Genomic DNA, 23002 nt, shown 5'->3' with positions numbered 1-23002 from the left:
GTCCCGCTGCTCCCGCAGGAGTCTCGCACCTTCCGCTCCAATCAACTTTGTTTATAAATCAACATTGTTTTTCAACAAAGCCTACTTTAAAATATGTTCGTAAAATCAACGTTCAAACCTTTTTGTTGAATAATGATATGGAAATAGGAGCTTATTCCCGAAGGCATAATTAAACTTCGTATTGCCCGGTTCTGCTTGCTTTGTTCAGAAAACGGGTTAGGATCAAAATGACTTTGTAATTCCTCAAGAATTCCTGCTTTTAGTAAAAATTCATCCTGCCTAAGCATTGTAACAAAATTTAGGCCAGCATTTTCTCCCTGTTGAATAAGCTGATCAAATTGAATATGTGTTGTAATATCGATTTCCCCGGGATGCTGTAAAATATTATCGAGCATTTGATGCTGATAGTATCCCCGTAAACTCCCCCTCGACCTCGCAGGCTGCATCCATTCCTGATTGGTATAACCATAGTCAGCACTAACAACAAGACCCTCCGTAATAAATTTCGAAATATCCCCAATCATTTTTTCCATAGCCAGAGGAACTTCAAACCGTTGTTTCTCCTGTAACTCCAATTTATTCTCTGATAAATATTGAACAATTTCCTGATTCGATAACGGAACCCTTTTCTCAAACAATTTATTATTTTCAATTCCAATCATCACTTCGAAAATCCTGCCATTCTCCTTCTCTATTACATGGACAGGAAGTGCATCGAAAAGCTCATTTGAAAAAATTATTCCTTTGAAGCCTCTGATTTCATCGAGCGTTTCTAACTGTGTAACAGAGAAGGCAGAACCGAGAAGCTCTTTTTGTAATTTCCTATGATAAGGACTGCTTTCGACAATCATATATTCAATCGGAACTTGAACTGATTCAAACCATTCCGTTAAAAAAGCGTTAGCAAAGCGGCCGTTCCCTGCCCCAATTTCACAAAATACAACTGGTAATTTGTATTGCTTATATATTTTTGAAAACCATTTTGCAAAAAGCCGGCCATAAATATCTGAAATATTGCTGGTTGTGATAAAATCACCATTGCGCCCGATTTTCACTTTTTCTTTCATATAGTAGCCAAAATCGGGATGATAAAGGGCTGCACTGATGAAATCTGCATACGAAATATAATGATTGGGTGATTCCGAAATGATTTTTTTTAAATATGTAATCATCTTTTGCTCCTTTTTGTTTTTCCACTATTGACATAGTGTTTACTATATATTATTGTTAAATCAGTAGCTTAACTATATCCCCTCCCATTATATGAATAGAACATCCCCCGAAAAGCCCTTCTCCTCGTGAGAAGGGCTTTTCTATTTGAGTAATCAAAAACCATTTAAAAAAGGATTGCTATCCATCTCTTCGATAATAGTGGTTTCAGGACCATGCCCCGGTAAGACCACTGTCTCCTCCGGCAAAAATAACAACTTATCGTGAATACTTTTTAACAGCTGTGCTTGATTTCCTTTTGGTAGATCTGTTCGGCCAATGCTTCCTTTAAATAAGGCATCTCCAGAAACGACAAATCCGTCATGTTCAAAATAATAAGAAACACTGCCCGGTGAATGGCCCGGAGTTTCAAACAGTTTAAATTCAAAACCAGCTATTTTTATGTCCTCTTCCTTTTTCAAAACAAACTCTGCTGGCCGGGCATTAACGCTTTCCTTCATCATAAAAAATTTTGAACCATTTAATTTTGGATCACTTAGCCACTCTTCTTCCTCCTCATGGACATAAACAGGAATCTTAAAAAAATCTCTTACCTCATCCACTGCCCCAATATGGTCAAAATGAGCATGAGTCAGGAAAATGGCCACCGGCCTTAATTCACGCTTGGTCAACCAATTAATCAACTTTTTCCCTTCACTACCTGGGTCAAAAATTAGACATGTTTGATCAGGATTTTCAACTATGTAACAGTTTGTTTGCAGAACCCCTAAGGGGATTTGCGACCACTTCATCTTGTATACCTCCAGTTAATAAATGCAATAATAACATTTTACACTATTCTTTAATTGTAGATAAAGAAAGGAACGATATTCTTAAAAGCAATTTAAAGTCTCGAACATAAAGTTGTCTCTTTTTTGCCCTCGACAAACGAATGAAAAAACTATAAAATAGGAAACGAATGTATATAATATTCTTACATAACTATTTTAAAATGTTGGGCATACTGCCTGGTAAATAACCAATAAAGGGGGATTTGTTCATGGGTTTAGTTATTATCTTTGCTTTAGTAACCATCCTTGCTTTCTTTGCTGGACTTCGTGCACTAAAAAATAAAAATTTATTAGCTGCATTTTGGGGAGTCGCTTCATTCTTGGTCTTTGGCTGGTTTGTTGTCATGACCATCATTCACCACGGAATTCCGACTGGAACACACTAAGACAATATAGAAAAGACTGCCCTTTAGGCAGTCTTTTTTATTATTCTTGCAAAAGGCTATTTACTTTATCTACCTTATACTCCATGCTTCTTTTTACATCTCTTCGGTCATCCACACGGATATTTGTTGCTACCCGCTGAATCCCCTCTGCAAATGGTGCTTCATGCATCGCCTGAATCACTTCAAATAAAACGGGCAAATCCCCTTCAATAATCGTATTCATGGGGGTCAACTGGTAATGAATTTTCCCCTCTGCCTCATATCTTTTTAATACCTTTTGTACACTAGCCACATATTTACTCACACTGGGTGTTTCCGTCCCCAGTGGAATGACGGTAACATCAACTATTGCCATCCTGATCACCTGCTTGGTCCATTAATTTTTTGTACAGTGTGATTTTATCATACCTGGCAAAGTAAGAAAAAAAGAATGGCTCTTTACAGTCATTCTTTCAGTAAATCGTCAATTTTTTTGGTTTTTAAATCAATCAGCTTTTCAAAGCTGTTCCCGTATAAGCAGGCATTCCCCAATGGTGAACAACTTAACGGGGCATTGTCCAACCCAGAGAGGATTAACTGTTGATTTCCTTCCTTAAGATTATAGGTAACAAGATTAAACCCCTCCGTATACGAGTCAGCCTCGGTACTTTCTAATGGACTAAAAGCAATAAATTCCTTTTTATTATCAATATAATCATAATTCGGCACGACCCAATCTGAATAGTTAGTTAGCTGTGGTATGGAAAATGAGAAAATATGCTTTAATTTTTTGTCAAAAAATGTATATGTCGAGTTTGTTTTATCCACCTTATTGGCTTCGATGGTTAAAAGCAAATCAGGGAACACGGTAAAATGAAACACACCAGAAAACACTGGCCTTTCCTCTCCACCCTCCAAGCCCTTAAAAACTAGCGGTGCAGATAGTGTTGATTTTTTTTCATCCCATTTTAAAAAGGCAATCTGGTCTCGATTTACCCATTGAAGAAAAGGCTGGGACTCTGAAATCTCTTTCATTTTTAAATGATTCATTTCAATTAAGAAAAGTTTAAAGGTCCAGTCTTCATTAAAGTTTGAAACAAGGATTTTTGATTCGTCGTAGGGATTCCATTCAAATTCTAATTCATAAGATGCCATGGGGTGTTTCCAAGATACTTTCCCTTCTTGATTAATAATCTCAATCAAACCTTCATAGGTAGAAGGGGAAGACTGCACTAAGAAGTATTTTTTAGAAGGACTAATTTGAACATTAACAATTGGGGAATCTGTTTTAAAAACAAACTTACTTTTCCCCGTTAAAAAATCATAAATATAAATATATGAGGACTGTCCTATATTCGTAATGTATAGGATTTGATTTTCGGAAATCCAGCCTGCGATCTTAAAAAACTCACCCTTCGAGACAGTAAACGGGAGCTTCCAATCCTTTATGGAGAAAGTAGTTACATTTTTTTTGGGGGAAGTTTGATTAGATCTTTTTTGCGTTTGAAGATTACAAGCTCCAAGGAGGAGGGAAAGAAACAAAATGATTGGTAAAATATATCGGACCGCTTTTTGTATTCCAAATTGAACCAATCTAAACCCCTCCGTTTAAAAATTCTATATATAATTTAAGACGTTCATATTAACAGAATGTTTCAGTACCAAGAAAAATGAAAAAGCCGTTATTAACGGCTTTCCAAAGTAAATAAAAGAACCATTACCAATTATTTTAATGAGAATTTTTTAATATTACAAGGCATGTTTTTTTATTTATGAATGAAGCAGCGCAGCTAAAAAAATTGCCTCAGCCCGCGAGTAAATTTCTTCATATTTTGAAAGAGGAAGTGGATTTATCCCCCTTCCCAACTCAATGGTAAAGCCAGGGCGTTTAAATTCTTGAATATACCAATCCTTATACCCTGCATGACTGTCAACATACTGAATGGCTTTATACCCGCTTAATCGTTCCATTTCTTTTGCAATCTTCGCAGCTTCAGGTGGTTCCAAACCCTCATATCCCCAATAAAATTCTTCTCCCTGGGTATGATAAGCGACAACACAGTCAAATGAAGTGCTCTTCGCTAATTTAGCCATGGCAATCGCTTCAGGTTCAGTTAACGGAGCATTCCCGGGAAAATCTCTTGAAGCCGGCAGCTTCGGCAGTTTCCGCTCCTTTTCAATCTCCCATTTTGCCGGATATTGATTATTCAAATCCACCCCGCGAATATTCGCTTTCCAGTGGACAAAATCATCGCTGTCATTATTAATTTTCATCACTTTCTTGCGAACCGATTCAGGTGGCCCATTTATAACAAGGTCAACCCCATCCGGATTAACCATGGGTACAATAGAAAGCTCTACTCTTTGGTACAATTGCAAAGAAGAAACTTCCCTAAAGGCCATTCCATTTGTCATCGAGAGTAAATAATGATTTAACAAATCCATCAAAATCAAGGTGGTGATCCATTCATTTGCATGAAAGGATGCATTCATATGAACTTTTTTTGTTCCTTTCCCAATTCTAATTTCATGGATTGGGTTTCCTAAGACACTTTTCCCTATAATAGACACGTTGATAAAAGGGTAAACCCTTTCAAGTGAAGAGATTGCTTCGTAAAGGATTGCAGAACAACATGGCTTTGTAGTAGTTAAAAAAGGCATTGTGACTCTTTCAGGTAGTAGGATGGTTTCATTTGGGAGCAAGTGGTCAGGTTTTTGTGTTTGATTAAGTAAAAGTAAGGCATCTGGTGGAAAATTCTTTGAAGCAGCAATTCCGGCTAACGTGTCCCCGTTTTTAATTCTGTATGGGACTGCTTCATAACCCGGAATGATTATTTTTTCTGAGGTTTCGATATTCTTAGGATTTATAAATCGATTTGAGTCTTCAATCAAATTTAACGGTACCATAAATAGCTTACTATAATACCATAAGGAGTCTTTAGATCGAAACAGGACTTCCATTTTTTCCCCTCCCATCATAAAAATCATATGAAAAGAAAATAAAAAGATGAATTTTATAAAACAAAAAACCTGCGATGGCAGGTTTCCGATGATTTATACATTTAATTTATTTTTAATCAACCATGCTGCACCAATGACACCTGCATCATTTCCTAATGTTGCTAATGCGAGCTCTGTTGATTCCTTTACAGAAGAGAATGCAAATCGATTAAATTGTTGTTTCACAGAGTTTAATAGAATATCACCAGCTTTTGAAACACCGCCGCCTATCACTATTTTTTGCGGATTCAGAGTATTTCCAATATTTGCTAAAACCAGACCTAAATGAAATGTTACCTCGTCTAAGACTTTTACTGCCAACTGGTCTCCATTTCTTGCAGCGTCAAAAACATCTTTTGCCGTTATTTTACCGTTTGCAGCCTGTTTCTCAGCTAATTCACCTTTTGTATCGCTTTTTAAAATTTCTTTCGTTGCTAACCGGACAATTCCCGTTGCTGAAGCAACCGTTTCAAGACAACCGGTTTTCCCGCAATTACAAGGTGCACCGCCATTTGGAACAGCCGTAATATGTCCGATTTCCCCAGCAGCACCATTAGAACCTTGGACAATTTTTCCGCCGATAATGACTCCACCGCCAACACCAGTACCAAGCGTGACGCAAACCAAATCTTTTGCTCCACCTCCTGCACCTTTCCACATTTCACCAAGCGCTGCACAATTCGCATCATTTTCAATTGCAGCAGGAAGAGCGGTCGTTACTTCCAGTTGTTTCTTAAGGGGATAGTTCTCTTTCCATCCTAAATTGACAACATTCAAGATTACTCCATTTTCATAGTCAACCGGACCCGGAGCACCCATCCCAATTCCGATTAATCTATTTTTATTTTCACCGAGATTTGCCAATTTTTCATTAATCGCCTTTGCAATATTACCGGTAATATTTCGGCCTTCATCTGAATTATCAGTTGGTATTTCCCACTTTTGCAGGATTTCTCCGCTAGTAGTCAAAAATGCTAATTTTGTCGTTGTACCGCCAAGGTCCACGCCTACAATCCATTTATCATGCAATGTATTCACCTATCTTCGACTTTTTTCTTTTTGAAATTGAATCTCTTGTCTTAGGATCAATAATGCTGTTTGGTATTCTTTCGGTTCAATTAATTGAGATTGATAAAGTTCTTTTAATTCCGTTTCCATCAGTTCCAAATCGGCCACTCGATCACCAATATAAATAATCGTTCCAAATTGTTTTAAAAATTGCTGAATCTCGTAAACTGTTTTCATTTCCTGCCCCTTAAAATTCTATAAATTGAAAATACAATGAATCGTACAAAAAAAGTATACCTTATGCCAATTCCCGCCTCAAGGAAATATTTTTGTAACAGCAACTGTAAAATCTGAATCATTCCGGACACTAGATTATGGAAGATGTTGGTTAATTTTTCGAACTAAATCCGAGTAATCCTTGCGGTCTGGATTTATCTTAACAGCCTTTTCCGCATTTACCTTCGCTTCCTTATAGTCCCCTTCCTCGATATTAATCAGCGCAAGATTATAATAGGCTTCTTCAAAATCTGGGTACAATTGAGTCGCTTTGTCTAAATGAATTTTTGCCTCCGAAAGCATTCCCTTTTTAATTTCCGTGTAGGATAGAAGAAAATAAACATTTGCCGAAGGACTCTTTAATTTTTTTTCTGTTTCCCTTAATACCTGATAAGCCTGATCATATTTATCCTGCTTAATATATTCCTGGGCAAGGGCTAAACTGGAGCTTTCATCTCTTGTCCTAGCACCGGTACTATAACCATAAGATAAGGACCCCCAAATAATAGCTGCAGCCAATAGGAAAAATACTGCTTGGAGGAATATTTTTTTCTGCTTTGGAAGGTAAACCACTCCGGCTGCAAGAAATCCTCCTGCTAAGCCGCCCAAGTGACCTGCACTATCGATACCCGAAGCTGTAAAACTAAAAACAAGATTGATTCCCAGAACGACAATTAAATTGAGGCCTATTGTTCTGAAAAAAAGCTTTGGCTGTATCATTCCAAAATAAAGCAATGCCCCAAAACATCCATAAATGGCGCCGCTGGCTCCTGCTGATAGATTTGAGCTAAAAATAAAACTGGCAATAACTCCAGCAATACCGGCGAACATGTAAATAAAAAGGAATCGCAGGTTCCCATATAATCTTTCAACGGCAACTCCTAAATAATATAATGCAAGTGTATTCATGGCTAAATGTAAAAAACCAATATGGAGGAAGATTGGTGTAATAAAACGCCACCACTGCCCCTCATAGATAAGAGGATTAAATTTAGCACCATATTTAATCAATGTGGAATTGTTAGTACTTCCTCCGTGCATTTCCAGCCAAAAAAAGACGAGGATTTGAACAATCATGAATAAATAGGTAAATAAGGGCCTGCCATTTTCAAATACGGCTTTTTCCGCTTCTGCCTGATATAAAGCAGACTCAAGTGTAGATTTTTTTAAAGCCTGGACGGTTTCTTCCGAATACGATTCATTAATATCGAAGTATACTTGCTTCTCTAGTAGATGAGAAAGAGTTTGAAAGCCTGTTTCATAATTCTCATTTGCAAATAAAATAGAGACAATTGCGGTTTTATTTCCCTCCGGATAAAAATAAGGCTTTTCCAGACGGTATTCATATTCATCTACTGGTGGATAGGAACTGATATAAATGTTCGCTATATTCAGATCACCGCGACGAAGCTGTTTACGAATATTCTCCCCATTCACAGCGGTAAACTCGATATCCCTTTGCATCGAATTGCTCCAATTAAGGTCTTGATTGAATAACCGTACTATCGGTGCGTTCTTATTTTCTAATTTTTCGAGCCATAGCTCTTTTTGATTATCAAATAATTGAATAATGCGATAACCTTGTTCTGTAATAAAGAAATGAGCTAAGCGCCAAAAGATGAATTCCTCTTTATTCAATACTCCTCCCACTTTCTATCTAAGTAATAGCTATATAGAATGAATAATTATTTGGATGGTTTCATTATAACCGAAATCCATTTAAATCAATGACTAAATACCCTCAATTTCGGCATTTTATTATGGTTTCTACAGGACAAATAAAAAACCATCTGCGGTTTTCACCTTTCAGATGGTCCTCCAAAAACAGTTTGCAGCATTTTATTTTTTACTCCCGGGAAACTCATAATGGAACCTACCGCAAGACGGCGTAGCCAGCCTGATGCCAGCAACAAATTAATAAGCCGATATCGGTAACGAAATCCAAAATACCCGATAGAACCAATTAAAAAAATAGATGTAATAACACGAGACATAATAGATCCCTCCTACATCTATTCTGTGTAATAGATATAAGTTTTATCCATTGTTACCACTAATAATGGGACATAATCAATGGAGGAACTCAATCTTATAGGGTTAAATATTTAATACCGGCCCCATTGTTTTCTTTAAAACAGTTACTGAATTCGCAAATTTATTTTCTTCTTCCTCACTTAAATCCAACTCTACAACTTCTCGAATTCCATTACGGTTAACCACTGCAGGAACCCCGATATATAGATCTCTATGCCCATATTCCCCATCGAGATACGCCGAAACGGTTAAGACGGAATTTTCATCTTGTAATATCGCTTTGGTTAATCTTACAAGTCCCATAGCAATTCCGTAAAAGGTTGCTCCTTTTCGTTCGATGATCTGGTAGGCAGCATCCCGAACATTTAAAAAGATTTGATTAAGGGCATCTTTTGTGTAGCCTTCTTTATTTTTTGTCCATTCTGAAATGGAAATACCCGCGATATCAGCATGACTCCAGACAGGTAATTCCGTATCACCATGTTCACCAATGATATAAGCGTGTACGTTTCGGGCATCCACACAAAAATAATCGCCTAATAAATACCGGAATCTAGCCGTATCGAGAATTGTACCTGAACCTATAACCCTTTCCTTCGGGAGACCGGAAAATTTCCAAACTGCATAAGTTAAGATATCTACAGGATTTGTTGCTACAAGAATAATCCCATCAAAACCGCTAGACATAATCTCTTGGACAATACCTTTAAAAATCCTTGTGTTTTTATCAACAAGATCCAGTCTTGTTTCACCGGGTTTTTGATTAGCCCCAGCGGTAATGACTACAAGATCAGCCAGACCACAATCTTTATAGCTTCCATACCAAATTTTTGTATGGGAAGGGGCGAAAGGCAGACCGTGATTTAAATCCATAGCATCACCCTCAGCTTTTTCCTTATTTAAATCAATCAGGACAAGCTCTTCTGTTATCCCTTGATTTAATAGAGCAAAAGCATAACTTGAACCAACAAAACCTGTTCCAATAAGCGCAACCCGATTCACTCGATTAACCATTTCAAACCCACCTTTTCAAAATAGTTTTCATACTACTAAAAGCACTATACTCAATGCCAATAATGCAGCAATAAAACCCGATAAAAAGTTAACCATGTCATTATCAATATAGTTAATACCTTTTATCCGTAAGGTTTCATTTTGACAATGAATTCGTCTTTCCGTCTCAATCCCGCAATGACTGCACTTGTATAATTGTTGATAAAAAGCGCCAAATAATGTATCAATCAAATTACCCAAAAAACCGAATAGAAAAACAAGGAAGGCAAGAAAAATATGTAAATGAAATAGCCATAATGTTAAAAGAGCAATTAACAACGCCCCTATCAATGCAGCACTAGTACCCAAAAAACTGATTGCACCCGAGGTCCCTCTTTCCACTGGCTTGAATGTTCGGATAAAAAGCGGATTTTTTTTACTTAATGATCCGATTTCCGATGCCCATGTATCCGAATTAGCACTTGCAAGTGAAACAGCAAAAGCAAGCAGCCAAATGACGTTAGGGTGAAGGAAGTTAATTAGACTGAAAAGAGCTGCAGCACCACCATTAGCAGCAACCTGCCTCCAGTCCCTTGTTGCTCCTTTTGCTAATTTTTCTTCAATGGTTTTCTTTACAGAGCTTTTATACTCAGACCATAAACTTGAAGAAACAAAAAAAGTCCCAAGGAGAAAAAGACCCTTTAAACCAAAACCGAGCATGACTGCAGCTCCTACCATTATAGCTGCTAGAGCCCCCGATTTCGTAAGTGCTTTAACTAGGTAGGCGAGAATTCCGGCAAAGGTTATGATAGCTAAAATAATCCACTTTTCCATCATTTTATGATCATAACCTCATGGTTCGTTATAATTTTTGAAACTGGTAAATCATGTTCCTCAATGCTAAGCTCGGGAACTACTTGCATATCAAAAGCAAGCGATATTGTCTTACCGCTATAACTTGATAAGAATCGATCATAATACCCTCCACCAAAACCAATTCGATATCCTTCTTTTGTATAAGCTAAACCCGGTACAATTAATAAATCAATTAAGCTAGGTTCAACCTCTTTGGTCAGTTCCTCTTTTGGTTCAAATAAACCATAATATACGGATTCAAGCTGAGAGAATTCAGTCAAGATTCGGAAAGATAGCAATTTTTCTTTTGGCAGGCACTTAGGGACAACCACTTGTTTTCCCAATTCCCAAGCTTTTCTGATAATTTGATATGTATCTACCTCAGGAACTTTAGAAATGGTAATTCCAATAACGCGTGCATTTTTCCAATCTTGTTCATCAAACAGCCGATTGGCAATTTTATAAGAGAGGTCTTCATAAATAGGCCTCGAAACTTGTGATAATCTATCCATCATTTGTTTTCGAAAGGATCTTTTATCAATCATTATCGGATTCCTCCTTATTTTTGGACAACAAAAAAAAGCAGCAGGAAGCTCCTACTGCTTATTTTGTTTCACGGTGTGCGGTTGTACGTTTTTCTCTTGGGCAATATTTCTTAAGCTCAAGACGATCTGGGTTATTACGTTTATTTTTTGTTGAAATATAGTTACGGTCTCCACACTCAGTGCAAGCTAGCGTAATATTTACACGCATGTTGATTTCCCTCCAAACCATTAAGCTAGTTCGTTCATACGACTTTTCTATAATATCATTTTTCGAAAGGAAATGCTAGTGTGTTTTTTAAAAGTGCACATTCCATGTTTAGGAGCTCATTTTTACTGCTTCCATTGATTGCCCAAGTACTGATTTTATTGGTTTCACGAGGCCCTATTGACATTTTCATCGTAAAGACACTTGCAGCCGGACCCTTTGCCATAGGCTGGTACACTAAGCTGCCCTTATTTAAATTACTCCATAGTTTATCAGTAAAGATATTCCATGACGGATGAACAGTACATTCTTTCATGTCAGAACCTTTGTATTTACCATTTACGAGGATTAGCTTTTCATTGGTAAGATGAAAAATACGATTCTCCACCGGAGAGATAAACGTAAAATTTTCCCCCGTTAAATTCGGATTATGATGCATAACTAAAACTTTGATTTCTTTTGTTGCAATGCTGTGATTACTTATGTAGATTTTTGCGAAGGAAATTTTTGAATGGATATGCTCAATTTTTAGCTTAATTACCAACTCTTCATCGTAAATTACTTTTTCTGTACAATTTTGCATCCAATAAACTTTACCATTTACCCATATTCCCGGAATTAGCTGCAGCTGCTCAATAACGAAATGATTAAGGGAGGTTGGAACAATCTTTATCGGCTCCATTAGACTCATCGGATTAACACCACCTTTTTGCCCTAATTAGGGTATTTACTTAGCATTCTGTTGCATCCACTAATTGGATTAATAATAGATCTTCGATTAATCTGCTAGTCTCTATTGCAACGCGTTTCCAGCTATACAAGCTTTTCATCACTAGCTGACCCTCTTTAGCCATCTCCGCTGCCTTTTTAGGATTTTTGTAAATAAATAAAATTTGTTCCAATAAGCTTTGGGCATCTCCAGGAGCCATTAACATCCCCGTTTGCAAATGCTTCACAATCCCCTTTAATCCGCCTGTTTTTGAAACAATTGTCGGCTTTCCAAGAGCCATTGCTTCAAGTGCAACAATTCCAAAAGGTTCATACAAGCTAGGAACAACAACCATTTCACAATTTTGTATGAAAGTATTCCGCTCCTGCTCAGATACAAAGCCAATGAACGTGATCTTGTCTTCCAAATGTTTTTCTTGAATTAGTTTACGATAGGTATCCAGCATCGGACCTTTTCCGGCAATAACAAAGGAATATTCAAGCTTTAGCTCCTTTGCAATGGCTGCCGCCTCAATTATCGTTTCGAATCCTTTTTCCTTCACCATTCTTCCCATTGAAAAGATATATTTTTTATCTTGGAGATTATGGGGAAAATCAACAGATTCTTCGCTTTTGGTTAACATATCAACCCCATTTGGAATAATGGCTAATTTTTCAGCAGCTGCATCAAAAATAGAGGTCACTTCCTCAACCATATATTCGCTGCACACAATAACTTGGTCAGCCTCGGATACAAGCTGCTGCTCTTTGCTATGAATAAACTTCTGCATTTCAGTATAAATCCCATTATTCCTTCCATATTCTGTAGCATGAATGGTAGCTAGTAATGGTATGGATAACGAATCCTTTAAGGCAATGGCTGCGGTACCCACAAGCCAATCATGAGCATGAATAATACTGAAGCTGTTTTCATTAGCCAATTTTGCCACTTTAAACGCCATCGCCAGGTTAAGTCCGCCGATCCAGGATAGAAAATCCTCATCCTGTTCGTTCAATGGCTTAACACGATGTACATGAACATCATTTATTTTTTCATAAGAAGGCAAGTCATTTCTTAGCAATGAAACAACATGAACCTCATGACCCAATTCAGCAAGATGAACAGATAATCCATATACATGCCTTGAAAGCCCCCCCACTACATGCGGAGGGTACTCCCAACTTAACATCAAAATGTTTAATGGGCGATGAATCTGAGATATCCGCTCCATATCAGTGAGCGAGTATTTTGTATTATCCATTGTTCTCCTCCATGTTTTCTGTTTGTTCATAATAAGTATAGGTGCTTACATGATCAATCCATTTTGGAGTTTGTGTCTCTATTCTTTGAAACTGGTTTAGACTATCACTTATTTGATATCCACTTTCCGTCTCCATTGATGGAGTTTGAATGGTATTGGATCGAATAATTGGAAAAAAGCCCGCTCCGAGTTTGACACCAAGTTCAGCAATATAATGACGATTAGAAAGTAACCCCTTTATATACCAATGGCCATTTTGGTACGGTACGGCTATCTCATAGAAATGATGAGCATTTCTGCCATTAAAGATCATGTCAGTTACATCGTAAATCCGAACAACGGATACGCAATCGTCAAATGGCTGATCAAAGAATAGTTGAATAACATTTCGAGGTAATTCGGAAACTTCCCAGAATAGGATCATTTTCTGTGGTGTAACAAGCCTTGCTGTCAGCTCACCCTTTATGGGAACAAAGGCCGAAGGAGACCCACTTGCAGAGGATTGGTTTTCCTTATTTTTTTGCATATCCGGTTCATCGTTCGTATTTCTCTCATTACTATTGATCCATTTATTCCAGCGATATTGGACTCTTCCTACCGTTGTGTCTAGTTCTGAGGCGATTTTTCTAAACGATAATCCTTCCTCTCGTAGTTTTATTATTTCATCAATCATAATGTCCTCCTAACGGTAAACAATCATTTTATGCTTAAAATTCCAAATTATTCATATTTTTAATAATTTTATCGTATCATTTGAACGTAAAAGGCACAATAAACGCATTTTGTCGTATCTTGCTATTCCTTATGACATAGTTATTTAAGACTTGGAAAAAATTTATTTTTATAAACATACACCTTCTATTAACAAGGAATCGACATCCTCCCTCAGATCCGAATGAATGGTTTCGACATTTTTTTAAGTGAAAATAAAAAAGATGAGGTGTTTTATGGCCTCATCCTTGGATGTAACATTAATTTTTAAGCATTCAAATTATAACGGTTTCCTGTTACTAAAAAGATAACATTTTCTGAAATATTAGTGGAATGATCTGCAATTCTTTCAATGTAGCGGCAGACATATGCTAATTGAGTAATCTGATTGGTTGCATTCGGATTTTTGGGAATATAGCCCATTAATTCGTGGACCAAACTTCCGTACATTTCATCTACTTTATCATCTTTCTCTGCACAGCTTTGTGCAAGTGTTATATCTTCAGTATAAAAGGCTGATAAGGATTCAGACAACATTTCTAGTGCCCGATTCATCATGTTCGGAATATCGATGATTTCTTTAATATGCTTTTCCTTCCCAATATGAAGCGAGGATTTTGCAATATTTACGGCTAAATCACCTATACGCTCCACCTCTGAAGAAATTTTTAAGGCGGCAATAATTCTTCTGAGGTCTGTTGCTACTGGTGATTCTTTCGCTATAAGAATGATTGCTTTATTATTAATGTCTTGCTCTAAATCATCAATTATATTATCTGCATTTATAATCTCTTTAGCCTTTTCAAGATCTTGTTGGATGAGGGCATCCATTGCATCCTTAATGGCAATTTCCGACTTTTTTGCCATATCCAATACTAATTTTTTTAACTCGTTTAATTGATTGTCGAAATTCGATCTTGTACTCATTTTATCACCTCTATCATCCGAATCTTCCTGTAATATAATCCTCAGTACGTTGGTCTGAAGGCTGCGAGAATATTTTAGCTGTCTCGTCTAACTCAATTAACTCTCCCATTAAAAAGAAGGCAGTCTTATCTGATACTCTGGATGCCTGCTGCATATTGTGTGTTACAATAACAATGGTATATTTTTCTTTCAATTCTAGGATTAATTCCTCAATTTTCAAGGTGGAAATTGGATCAAGAGCGGAAGTAGGCTCATCCATAAGTAGAACATCCGGTTTAGTTGCCAGTGCCCTTGCTATGCACAATCTTTGCTGCTGTCCACCGGAAAGACCAAGTGCCGGTGCATGTAGACGGTCCTTTACTTCATCCCATAACGCTACATCTAATAATGCCTTTGTGACAATTTCCTCTAAATGGACTTTTCGTTTAACTCCATGGATTCTAGGTCCATATGCTACGTTATCAAAAATCGATTGAGGAAAAACATTACCTTTTTGAAAAACCATACCAACATTTTTTCTCAGGTCTACAAGGTCCGTTTTTTCATTTAAGATATTTTGGTCATTATAATTAATTTCCCCAGTCATTTTTACATTTGGTACATAGTTAATCATTAAGTTTAAGGTTTTAATAAACGTTGATTTCCCGCATCCTGAAGGACCAATAATCGCCGTTACTTCTTTTTTATTAATTGGAAAGTTTATACTCTTGAGTGCGTGGTGATCTCCGTACCACAAGTTTAAATCATTTATTTGAAAAGCTTGTCTGTGAACTGTTATTGAAGTCATAATATCCTCCTTAGCCAAATCTACCTGAAATATATTCCTCTGTCTTTTGTACTGAAGGATTAGTAAAAATCTTTTCTGTTGCATCGTACTCGATTAAGTCACCACTTAAAAAGAAGGCTGTTTTATCGGAAATCCGTGATGCCTGCTGCATATTATGGGTGACAATAACTATGGAGTAATCTTTTTTCAATTCAACAATCAAGTCCTCTACCTTTGCATTCGAAATTGGGTCAAGCGCAGAAGAAGGTTCGTCCAAAAGCATAACCGTTGGTTTCATGGCAATCGTCCGTGCAATGCAAAGACGCTGCTGCTGTCCACCTGAAAGAGAGAGAGCTGATTTGTGAAGTCTGTCTTTCACTTCATCCCATAGAGCTGCTTTTTGTAGGCTCTCCTCTACGATTCCATCAAGCTGACTTTTCTTTCTGATTCCACTAAACTTTAATGCATGGGTAATATTTTCGTAGATTGATTTTGGAAATGGATTTGGCTTTTGAAAAACCATTCCAATTTCTTTTCTTAATGCAACTACATTGATTTGATCCGATAAAATATTTAGACCTTCATACTTAATTTCCCCTTCTGCCCGCGCTCCTGGGATAAGGTCATTCATTCTATTAATACTGCGTAAAAATGTAGATTTTCCGCACCCTGAAGGACCTATAAGTGCTGTAACCGAGTTTTTTTCAATATCCATTGAAATACCGTTCACTGCACGTTTTTCACCGTAAAAGATTTCAAGATTATCTACCTTTAATATGTTTTCTTTTAATATTGGAGTAATATAATCTTCTAGGTTTGCTGCAGTTTCTACTGTTTCTCTTTCTTTCATAGCTATAACCATCCAATCTCACCTTTTTCTTTATTTAGTAGCAGTAATCTTTTTATGAATTAGACTGCCAATCCATCTGGCAAGCAGGTTGAAAATTAAAACAGAAAGTACTAAAACAGCTGCTGAACCGTTTGAAACGTCTTTAACATCCGGAATTAACCCTTGGGTATTAACCGACCAAATATGAACTGCCAAAGTTTCAGCAGGACGGAAGATATTCAGTGGTGACACATCAGAAAAAGGATTCCAATCCGTATAATCTAATCTTGGTGTTGATAATCCAGCTGTGAACAATAAAGCTGCTGCCTCACCAAAGACACGACCTGAAGCAAGGATTGCACCCGTCAAAATAACCGGAAAGGCACTTGGCAATAAAACCGTCTTAATCGTATGCCAATGAGTGATCCCAAGTGCAAGGCTCGCTTCCTTTAACTCCCGTGGAACTGTACGAATCGCATCTTCACTAACCCTCACCATTACAGGTAAGTTAAAAACAGTAAGTGCAAGTGCTCCCCCTAAAATGGTGTAGCCCCAACCTGTTAAGGTAACAAACATTAATAGACCGAACATCCCAATTACAATCGAAGGCATGGAAGCCAAAACCTCGATACAAGAGCGAATAAAATTTGTCACTTTCCCCGGTTTAGCGTATTCAGCCATATAAATCCCGCCGCCAACGCCTAGAGGAATAGTAATTAACATCGTAATAAACAGGACATAAAATGAATTAAATAATTGATCGCGAATTCCTCCGCCAGCCATCATATTACTTGATGGGGTGGTTAGAAACTTGAATGAAACATGCTGCAAACCGTGAAATAAAATAAAACCAAATAAACCCACTAAAACTGCAATGATAATTACGGCAATAAGAACAAAAACACTTGTTGCGATCCGATCGGCTACTCTCGAATTCATTAAATCTTCCTCCTAGATGAAAGGTAGCGAATCAAAAGAATAAAAGCGAATGACATAATTAATAATATTAATCCCAAAGACCATAAGACATTATTTTCAGGGCTTCCAAACGTCGTGTTGCCCATATTTAAAGTAATAATCGTTGTTAGTGTGGCTGATGCATCCAAAAGACTGTGAGGCATTGATTTTACATTTCCTATGACCATTTGAACAGCTAATGCCTCCCCAAAGGCCCGGGACATACCCAGTACAATGGCAGTCAATAAATTTGGTAATGCTGCAGGAATCAACACTTTTCTAATAGTTTGCCAGCGGGTTGCCCCTAATGCATAAGATCCTTCACGAAGATTATTTGGAAGTGAACTCATGGCATCAGTTGCAATTGTTGTCACAGTCGGTAAGATCATAATCGATAGGACAATCATTCCCGACAATAAACTAAAACCAAGCCCTCCAACATGTCCTCTAATAAATGGTACCAATACGGTAAGACCGATGAATCCATAAACAACTGATGGAATACCTACTAAAAGCTCTATTACGGGTTGTAGTATTTTTCTTCCCCAGGAAGGAGCAATTTCTGTCATAAAAATGGCTCCACCAATTCCTAATGGTGCTGCAATAATTGCTGAGAGAAACGTTACTGCGAAAGATCCCAAAATGAATGGTAGTGCCCCGTATAGCGGCTTTGCTTGATCGGTAGGATTCCAAATCTTACCGGTTACGAACTCAAATAGATTTACACCATCTTTGATAAAAGACTGCAATCCTTTTTGCCCTAGAAAAATCGTAATCGCAATCGTTGCTGATATCATTATAATCGCACATATAAAAACTATGATTTTCCCTCTTACTTCCCCGTTCATCCAATTCTTTTGTGATTTTAATAATCTATCTTTTGCTGGAATCACTTTTTCCATAAAAAAGTTAAACACCCCTATCTTACGTGATAACAGGATATAAGCACCTGATTCAAAATCTTTTCGCCTTACATGTTACATATTAACGTCAAAGTGTTAACCGAATTTGAATTCAATGTAAAGGATAGGTAAAGTAATATTAAGTTTTTGTAAAGATGATTAATTTTTATACATTAGCATTCGCACTTGGTATATAAACCAAAAGGGTGTGCCCGAAAAGTTTTACTTTTCAAGGACACACCCTTTTCATTTTTTATTTCATTTATTTATTCGTAACATTCCCTTTCGCATCGCGCTCTACTTTCATTTGTGTAACAGGAATGTAGCCTTGTTTAGATACGATATTCGTTTGAACTTCATCGCTCATCATGTAGTCAAGGAATGCTTTTGCTGCTCCAGTTGGTTCACCTTTTGTATAGGCATGCTCATATGCCCAAACTGGGAATTTACCTGTCGTTACATTTTCTGTAGTTGATGCTACACCATCGATTGAAAGTGCTGTTACTGTGTCATCAGTTAAATATGAGAAAGCAAGATATCCAATTGCGCCTGGAGTTTCATTAATAATCTTTTTAACTGTATTTGAAGCATCTTCTGTAATTCCTTCAGCAGGAGTTGCCCCATCTAAAGCCAATTTATTGAATACTGCACGAGTACCTGAAGAATCCGGACGATTTACAAGCGTAATTTTTTGGTCTGCACCGCCAAGTTCTTTCCAGTTAGTGATTTTACCAGTGAAAACTTTGATTAAATCAGCTTTTTTAATATCCTTGATACCTACTTTTGGGTTAACCGCTGCAGTAATACCTACGACGGCCACTTTGTGGTCAACTAATTTACTTGCATCCATCCCTTTTTCTTCAGCAAAAAGGTCAGAGTTACCAATTTGGACCGCACCTTGTGCAACTTGAGATAAACCTGTACCAGATCCACCGCCGTTTACTTGGATGCTTACGTTTGAATTTTTATTCATAAATTCCTCAGCCGCTGCAGATGCTAATGGCTGTAATGCTGTTGAGCCAGAAATTACTAAAGAACCGGAAAGTTCTTTTGAGGAATTATTTGCAGTTTGATTTGATTGATCTTTATTTGTTCCGCCTCCACAAGCAGCCATTACTACCATTAAAGCCGCTAAAATTGTTACAAGGCTAAATTTTTTCGTGCTCTTCATTTATTCATTCCCCCTAAGGATTTTTAATACTTGTCTGCCTTACATATTACATATTAACGGTAAAGTGTTAACCCAATTTGAATTTGATGTAAATCATTCGTAAATGAATATTAAGCTTTTGTAAAGTTCATTAATAAGAGTTTGCAATTCAGAGAAAATAGAGCAGAAAAATGGGCACCCTATTGCAGGGTGCCCATTTTTACATTGATTAGATTACTTATTTGTAACATTTCCTTTTGCATCACGTTCTACTTTCATTGATGTTACAGGAATATAGCCTTGTTTGGTTACAATATTTGTTTGAACTTCATCGCTCATCATGTAGTCAAGGAATGCTTTTGCTACTTCGTTTGGTTCACCTTTTGTATAAGCATGCTCATAAGCCCAAACTGGGAACTTACCAGTTGTTACATTTTCTGTAGTTGGTTCTACACCATCGATTGAAAGAGCTGTTACTGTGTTGTCAGTTAAATATGAGAATGCAAGGTATCCAATTGCACCTGGAGTTTCGTTAATAATCTTTTTAACTGTATTTGATGCATCTTCTGTAACGCCTTCGGCAGGAGTAGCTCCATCTAATGCTAATTTATTGAATACTGCACGGGTACCTGAAGAATCAGGACGGTTTACAAGCGTAATTTTTTGGTCTGCTCCGCCAAGCTCTTTCCAGTTCGTAATTTTACCAGTGAATACTTTGATAAGGTCAGCTTTTTTAATATCTTTAATCCCAACTTTAGGATTTACTGCAGCAGTAATACCAACTACTGCAACTTGATGGTCAACTAACTGGCTTGCATCAACACCTTTTTCTTCAGCGAAAAGGTCAGAGTTACCAATTTGAACCGCACCTTGAGCAACTTGTGATAGACCAGTACCGGATCCACCGCCGTTTACTTGGATGCTCACTTTTGAGTTTTTGTTCATAAATTCTTCAGCCGCCGCTGACGCTAATGGCTGTAATGCAGTTGAACCGGAGATAACTAATGAGCCAGAAAGTTCTTTTGTATTCGACTGATCATTCTTTGCAGATTCTTTTGTTTCCTTAGATGTAGTGCTTCCACAGGCAGCCATTACTACCATTAAAGCTGCTAAAATTGTTGCAAGACTAATTTTTTTAAAGCTTTTCATTTTCTGTAATTCCCCCTAAGAAATTTGGTGGTTTTTTGTTTTGCTTACATGTTTCATGATAATACCTGACTGTTAACTGTGTTTTAAGGGAATGTAAACCTTTTGTAAATCCATGTCGATTTTTTATGTAAAAAGCAAAAAACCTTGCCTCAAATTAAATGAGACAAGGTGTTTATTAACCATTATTTTTATCAGCCGATAAAGCTTTTTGACTTTTCTTAGCCCGTTCTTTCTTTAAATCAAAATAAGCATCTAATACGCGACGGCCAATATAGTTGTTTACACTAGGTCCGCTGTTGCCTTGATAAACCCATGGAACTAATACAGCCATAGCGACCTCAGGGTTATTAGAGGGAGCAAAACTCACCAGACTTAAGTTCATCACCTCAGGAGGGATTTTTCCAAATTTCTTACGGTCAGGTCCATCATAGAACGCTTGAGCCGTTCCAGTTTTCCCTGCAGGACTGTAATCAGCGCCTTTAAAATAACTATAGGCAGTACCTCCTGTTGTCTGCATGACCATTCTAAATCCCTCTTTTACACGATTAATCCAAGAATCCTTTTCATCAATCCGATTTAATATCTTCGGTTGAATTTCTTGAACAATCGGCCCCAATTGATTTTTTTCCATAATTGGTTCACGTATTTCCTTTACAAGATGCGGCTCTACGCGGTACCCTCCATTAGCAATAGTAGAAATATACTGTGCAAGCTGCATAGTGGTATACGTATCAAACTGACCAATTCCCATATCAAGAAGATTACCTGGCTGGCTTACAATTCCCTTAAACCCTGCACTCTCATTTGGCAAATCAATTCCCGTTAAAGTTCCCAAGCCGAACTGATTAAATGACTGTCGAAGGGTACTTACCGTTTTATCTTTATTAACTAAATTTAGAGGCTGACCAGCTGCATAATGTCCCCCCGCCATAGCTATTACCGTTTTCCACATATAGACGTTGGAAGACACTTGTAGTGCTTGTAAATCATTAATCCACCCAAAGGTTTTCCATGAGGCTTTAATTGGCGTGCTGGCAATTCTTAATGGTTCATCCAATTGCATAGATCCTGGATGAATAGCACCAGTTTTGTATCCTGTTAAAACCGTTGCACCCTTTACAGCAGAACCAACGTTATAGGATGTTGTTATATTTCCTAGAGCAAAATCCCTCATAACCAATCTACCGGTTTTCTCATCATGGGCAATTTGTTTACCGGCCATGGTTAAAACCTCACCAGTATGCGGGTCCATCAAAACAACAAAGGCACGATCCAGTAATCCGGTTCTCGGATAAGCTTTTGCTTTCCAAAGTTCATCTTCAATGATTTTTTCGACTTTCTTCTGAAGGTCCATGTCAATTGTTAAGACAAGATCCTTACCACGTTTTCCTTCCGAAACAACCTCAGTCGATAACACATTCCCAGATTTATCTGTTTGATTTTTCACCTTTGCTTTTTGCCCGTGAAGTACGTCTTCATATTCAGCTTCAATATAACTTTTACCGATTCGGTCGTTTCGGCTATAGTCCCGGGCAAGATATTCTTGAATCTGTTCTTTTGGTATTCCTTCTTCAGTTGAAGTTACATTCCCGAGTACCGTTTTTAATGTGTTATTAAAGGGGTATTTTCGATCCCAATCTGTTGTAGTATCTACACCTGGAAGATTCTCAAGATTTTCACTTACAACGGCATATTCTTCAGGGGTCACATTTTTATTTTTAACAATTTGCGGAGTTAAAGCGTAGCCGCTGTTAAATTTAATAAAAATGGCCAAGGTTTCAAGATCAGTTTTTGAAAAGCTGTCCATTTCTTTCTTTGTTACTCTACTTAGCTCCAATTTGTATATGTCTTTATCATCTAATTTTTTTTGATTGTATAATGCCCATTCTTTTTTAGTTATTTTCTCTTTTGCTTTTTCAGGATTTTTTAATATCCAATAATCTTTTATATCAGGATCGCGAAGTTTGGATATATCCATATGAATCAATTTCGCTAACTTTCCAGCCGTTTCCAACATTTCTTCTTGTGTTGTATTTTGATATTTCGTATAGGTGATCGCATTTAGTGGTTTATTATCGACAATCACTTTACCATTTCTGTCAAACATTTTCCCCCGAGGAACAGGGTTATTTACAGTAATATCTTCGGTACGCTGGATTTCACGTTTAAAATCATCACCATAGACGATTTGAACAACCCCAAGACGCAAAATTAATATAGAAAAAAGTAGAAAAACCACAAAGAAGAGCATGTTTAAACGAAGGGGCACATGCGTTTTCTTTTTTTTCTTTTTTTGATTCAAAATTAATTCTCACTTCCTTTTAACTGAACATAACATTTTCTATTCTATAAGAAAAAGC

The 23002-nt window shown here is 37.2% G+C and carries 25 protein-coding genes; 1 reads left to right on the top strand and 24 read right to left on the bottom strand.

Going from position 1 to position 23002, the window contains the following annotated elements:
* Positions 1–86: 86 nt before the first annotated feature.
* Complete coding sequence (locus M028_RS0102225) at positions 87–1172, bottom strand: class I SAM-dependent methyltransferase (protein WP_026572466.1); 1086 nt, start codon at positions 1170–1172, stop codon at positions 87–89.
* Between the two features lie 153 nt (positions 1173–1325).
* Complete coding sequence (locus M028_RS0102220; protein WP_026572465.1) at positions 1326–1961, bottom strand: MBL fold metallo-hydrolase; 636 nt, start codon at positions 1959–1961, stop codon at positions 1326–1328.
* A gap of 248 nt (positions 1962–2209) precedes the next feature.
* On the opposite strand from M028_RS0102220, the gene M028_RS31815 reads away from it, so the two are divergent.
* A complete protein-coding gene (locus M028_RS31815; RefSeq protein WP_026572464.1) occupies positions 2210–2386 on the top strand; it encodes a DUF2759 domain-containing protein in 177 nt (58 codons plus the stop codon).
* A gap of 40 nt (positions 2387–2426) precedes the next feature.
* On the opposite strand, the gene M028_RS0102210 is transcribed toward M028_RS31815, so the two are convergent.
* The 22 genes from M028_RS0102210 to M028_RS29230 form a co-directional block, all read right to left on the bottom strand.
* Positions 2427–2741, bottom strand: coding sequence for an MTH1187 family thiamine-binding protein (locus M028_RS0102210; RefSeq protein ID WP_026572463.1), 315 nt, complete (start codon positions 2739–2741; stop codon positions 2427–2429).
* A gap of 89 nt (positions 2742–2830) precedes the next feature.
* A complete protein-coding gene (locus M028_RS0102205) occupies positions 2831–3958 on the bottom strand; it encodes a hypothetical protein (RefSeq protein ID WP_026572462.1) in 1128 nt (375 codons plus the stop codon).
* A 177-nt stretch (positions 3959–4135) separates the two neighbouring features.
* Positions 4136–5326, bottom strand: a complete 1191-nt coding sequence (locus M028_RS0102200) for a M14 family metallopeptidase (RefSeq protein ID WP_026572461.1) — start codon at positions 5324–5326, stop codon at positions 4136–4138.
* Positions 5327–5419: 93 nt separating this feature from the next.
* On the bottom strand, positions 5420–6394 hold the full coding sequence (locus tag M028_RS0102195) for an ROK family glucokinase (protein ID WP_026572460.1): 975 nt from the start codon (positions 6392–6394) through the stop codon (positions 5420–5422).
* 9 nt (positions 6395–6403) lie between these two features.
* The gene (locus M028_RS0102190; RefSeq protein ID WP_026572459.1) at positions 6404–6610 is read right to left on the bottom strand and encodes a YqgQ family protein; all 207 of its coding nucleotides are present in this window, start codon (positions 6608–6610) and stop codon (positions 6404–6406) included.
* Positions 6611–6745: 135 nt separating this feature from the next.
* Positions 6746–8287 carry a rhomboid family protein gene (locus M028_RS0102185; protein ID WP_035423597.1) on the bottom strand — a complete coding sequence of 514 codons (1542 nt, stop codon included), beginning with the start codon at positions 8285–8287 and terminating at the stop codon, positions 6746–6748.
* A gap of 161 nt (positions 8288–8448) precedes the next feature.
* Positions 8449–8643, bottom strand: a complete 195-nt coding sequence (locus M028_RS0102180) for a hypothetical protein (RefSeq protein ID WP_026572457.1) — start codon at positions 8641–8643, stop codon at positions 8449–8451.
* A 103-nt stretch (positions 8644–8746) separates the two neighbouring features.
* Positions 8747–9697, bottom strand: a complete 951-nt coding sequence (locus M028_RS0102175) for an L-lactate dehydrogenase (RefSeq protein ID WP_026572456.1) — start codon at positions 9695–9697, stop codon at positions 8747–8749.
* 27 nt (positions 9698–9724) lie between these two features.
* Complete coding sequence (locus tag M028_RS0102170; protein ID WP_026572455.1) at positions 9725–10513, bottom strand: DUF92 domain-containing protein; 789 nt, start codon at positions 10511–10513, stop codon at positions 9725–9727.
* Positions 10510–11076, bottom strand: coding sequence for a 5-formyltetrahydrofolate cyclo-ligase (locus tag M028_RS0102165; protein ID WP_197031357.1), 567 nt, complete (start codon positions 11074–11076; stop codon positions 10510–10512). Before M028_RS0102165 ends, M028_RS0102170 begins: the two co-directional genes overlap by 4 nt.
* Before the next feature lie 58 nt (positions 11077–11134).
* Positions 11135–11284, bottom strand: a complete 150-nt coding sequence (gene rpmG, locus M028_RS0102160) for a 50S ribosomal protein L33 (RefSeq protein WP_015594975.1) — start codon at positions 11282–11284, stop codon at positions 11135–11137.
* A gap of 55 nt (positions 11285–11339) precedes the next feature.
* The gene (locus M028_RS29235; protein WP_051590890.1) at positions 11340–11972 is read right to left on the bottom strand and encodes a hypothetical protein; all 633 of its coding nucleotides are present in this window, start codon (positions 11970–11972) and stop codon (positions 11340–11342) included.
* 40 nt (positions 11973–12012) lie between these two features.
* Positions 12013–13251 (bottom strand): glycosyltransferase family 4 protein, encoded by a 1239-nt coding sequence (locus M028_RS0102150; protein WP_051590889.1) that lies wholly within the window; start codon positions 13249–13251, stop codon positions 12013–12015.
* Positions 13244–13924 carry a DUF4912 domain-containing protein gene (locus tag M028_RS0102145; protein ID WP_026572452.1) on the bottom strand — a complete coding sequence of 227 codons (681 nt, stop codon included), beginning with the start codon at positions 13922–13924 and terminating at the stop codon, positions 13244–13246. The genes M028_RS0102150 and M028_RS0102145 overlap by 8 nt, the downstream gene beginning before the upstream one ends.
* A gap of 305 nt (positions 13925–14229) precedes the next feature.
* The gene (gene phoU / locus M028_RS0102140; protein WP_026572451.1) at positions 14230–14889 is read right to left on the bottom strand and encodes a phosphate signaling complex protein PhoU; all 660 of its coding nucleotides are present in this window, start codon (positions 14887–14889) and stop codon (positions 14230–14232) included.
* Between the two features lie 13 nt (positions 14890–14902).
* Positions 14903–15676, bottom strand: a complete 774-nt coding sequence (gene pstB / locus M028_RS0102135) for a phosphate ABC transporter ATP-binding protein PstB (RefSeq protein WP_026572450.1) — start codon at positions 15674–15676, stop codon at positions 14903–14905.
* A 10-nt stretch (positions 15677–15686) separates the two neighbouring features.
* Positions 15687–16505, bottom strand: a complete 819-nt coding sequence (gene pstB, locus M028_RS0102130; RefSeq protein ID WP_442852768.1) for a phosphate ABC transporter ATP-binding protein PstB — start codon at positions 16503–16505, stop codon at positions 15687–15689.
* Between the two features lie 30 nt (positions 16506–16535).
* Complete coding sequence (gene pstA, locus M028_RS0102125) at positions 16536–17423, bottom strand: phosphate ABC transporter permease PstA (protein ID WP_026572448.1); 888 nt, start codon at positions 17421–17423, stop codon at positions 16536–16538.
* The gene (pstC, locus tag M028_RS0102120) at positions 17423–18343 is read right to left on the bottom strand and encodes a phosphate ABC transporter permease subunit PstC (protein WP_026572447.1); all 921 of its coding nucleotides are present in this window, start codon (positions 18341–18343) and stop codon (positions 17423–17425) included. The genes pstA and pstC overlap by 1 nt, the downstream gene beginning before the upstream one ends.
* Positions 18344–18605: 262 nt before the next feature.
* Positions 18606–19514, bottom strand: a complete 909-nt coding sequence (locus tag M028_RS0102115; RefSeq protein WP_026572446.1) for a phosphate ABC transporter substrate-binding protein — start codon at positions 19512–19514, stop codon at positions 18606–18608.
* Positions 19515–19727: 213 nt separating this feature from the next.
* The gene (locus M028_RS0102110) at positions 19728–20642 is read right to left on the bottom strand and encodes a phosphate ABC transporter substrate-binding protein (RefSeq protein WP_026572445.1); all 915 of its coding nucleotides are present in this window, start codon (positions 20640–20642) and stop codon (positions 19728–19730) included.
* A gap of 175 nt (positions 20643–20817) precedes the next feature.
* Positions 20818–22893 (bottom strand): peptidoglycan D,D-transpeptidase FtsI family protein, encoded by a 2076-nt coding sequence (locus tag M028_RS29230; RefSeq protein WP_051590902.1) that lies wholly within the window; start codon positions 22891–22893, stop codon positions 20818–20820.
* Positions 22894–23002: the final 109 nt, after the last annotated feature.

The sequence above is a fragment of the Bacillus sp. UNC438CL73TsuS30 genome (assembly GCF_000482325.1).
In the GTDB taxonomy this organism is placed as follows: Bacteria; Bacillota; Bacilli; order Bacillales; family Cytobacillaceae; genus Neobacillus.
This window is presented reverse-complemented; position numbering and strand designations above follow the sequence as displayed.